This is a genomic window from Enterococcus sp. C65 (assembly GCF_040887165.1).
Lineage (GTDB): Bacteria > Bacillota > Bacilli > Lactobacillales > Enterococcaceae > Enterococcus_B > Enterococcus_B hirae.
Map to the genome: position 1 here is coordinate 1 of NZ_JBFOFG010000022.1, position 2,025 is coordinate 2,025.

General features: G+C 31.7%; 2 protein-coding genes. Both read right to left on the reverse strand.

Going from position 1 to position 2,025, the window contains the following annotated elements:
* Positions 1-926 precede the first annotated feature (926 nt).
* Positions 927-1,664, reverse strand: coding sequence for a 23S rRNA (adenine(2058)-N(6))-methyltransferase Erm(B) (erm(B), locus tag AB3I12_RS13240; protein ID WP_002321849.1), 738 nt, complete (start codon positions 1,662-1,664; stop codon positions 927-929).
* A gap of 124 nt (positions 1,665-1,788) precedes the next feature.
* Positions 1,789-1,872: a 23S rRNA methyltransferase attenuation leader peptide gene (locus AB3I12_RS13245; protein WP_001814874.1), complete on the reverse strand. Its 84-nt coding sequence runs from the start codon at positions 1,870-1,872 to the stop codon at positions 1,789-1,791.
* Positions 1,873-2,025 lie beyond the last annotated feature (153 nt).

The following is a 2,025-nucleotide window of genomic DNA, read 5'->3' on the forward strand; positions in this document are numbered from 1 at the left end:
CCTCCTGCTATCTTTTTCTATTATTCTACCTTATTTGATAGTAGATTTAAAACTTTGCAACAGAACCATTTTATAGATACTTGCTCCACGAAATATTTCTTCATTTCTCAACAAATGAGGATTATAATAGTATAATTCTTCACCATCATAATAATCAATAAATTCAATATCATAAATATCTTCTCTGTGTTATAGCTCATCTATATCATCACCATTAATTACAAAACATTTAGGATTACTTTCTAACAAATTTAGTAATTCTGCTTTATCATATGATTTCAATTCTATTGCTGTCATTTAAATTACTCCCTTTCTTTTAAACAATTATTTTTTTAGGCGCTTTGGCTGGGTGCTTAATCTTTTAAAATTGAGTGAAGATTTATTTCAATTTACGCACTTCGCTTTAGTTCCTAATTATTTTTTCAGTGTGCTTGGTGGTTTGCTTGGTTATAAAAAAGTGGAGAGATTAAAAAGCTGCAAGGGCGATCTATGATCGTGCATTTACCCTTGCTTCTTTTTAGAACGTAACTATAACCGTAAAAGCAAAGCCCTTAGCACACTAAAATATTAGGTACGTCAAGCGGTATCTTGGATAGTAAAATCGAACGGAAAAAAAGCACTTGATATACTTATCAAGTGCTTTCCTAGCCTTTATGTTCGTAAATAAACCACTTGTAACTTGTAACTTTTTTCATGTTACAAGTTACCACTCGTGGTAGTTACCACAAAGCCACATGTTAACATTAAATAATGTTAAGCATTTCATGGAAAAGCTTTTCTATAATCTTTAAGGCTTCTTGTGTACTTCTTGCTAGTCTAGGGACCTCTTTAGCTCCTTGGAAGCTGTCAGTAGTATACCTAATAATTTATCTACATTCCCTTTAGTAACGTGTAACTTTCCAAATTTACAAAAGCGACTCATAGAATTATTTCCTCCCGTTAAATAATAGATAACTATTAAAAATAGACAATACTTGCTCATAAGTAACGGTACTTAAATTGTTTACTTTGGCGTGTTTCATTGCTTGATGAAACTGATTTTTAGTAAACAGTTGACGATATTCTCGATTGACCCATTTTGAAACAAAGTACGTATATAGCTTCCAATATTTATCTGGAACATCTGTGGTATGGCGGGTAAGTTTTATTAAGACACTGTTTACTTTTGGTTTAGGATGAAAGCATTCCGCTGGCAGCTTAAGCAATTGCTGAATCGAGACTTGAGTGTGCAAGAGCAACCCTAGTGTTCGGTGAATATCCAAGGTACGCTTGTAGAATCCTTCTTCAACAATCAGATAGATGTCAGACGCATGGCTTTCAAAAACCACTTTTTTAATAATTTGTGTGCTTAAATGGTAAGGAATATTCCCAACAATTTTATACCTCTGTTTGTTAGGGAATTGAAACTGTAGAATATCTTGGTGAATTAAAGTGACACGAGTATTCAGTTTTAATTTTTCTGACGATAAGTTGAATAGATGACTGTCTAATTCAATAGACGTTACCTGTTTACTTATTTTAGCCAGTTTCGTCGTTAAATGCCCTTTACCTGTTCCAATTTCGTAAACGGTATCGGTTTCTTTTAAATTCAATTGTTTTATTATTTGGTTGAGTACTTTTTCACTCGTTAAAAAGTTTTGAGAATATTTTATATTTTTGTTCATGTAATCACTCCTGAAGTGATTACATCTATAAATAAATACAGAAGTTAAACGATTTGTTTGTAATTTTAGTTATCTGTTTAAAAAGTCATAAGATTAGTCACTGGTAGGAATTAATCTAACGTATTTATTTATCTGCGTAATCACTGTTTTTAGTCTGTTTCAAAACAGTAGATGTTTTATCTACATTACGCATTTGGAATACCAACATGACGAATCCCTCCTTCTTAATTACAAATTTTTAGCATCTAATTTAACTTCAATTCCTATTATACAAAATTTTAAGATAATGCACTATCAACACACTCTTAAGTTTGCTTCTAAGTCTTATTTCCATAACTTTAGGGTTAACCATACGCAAGAC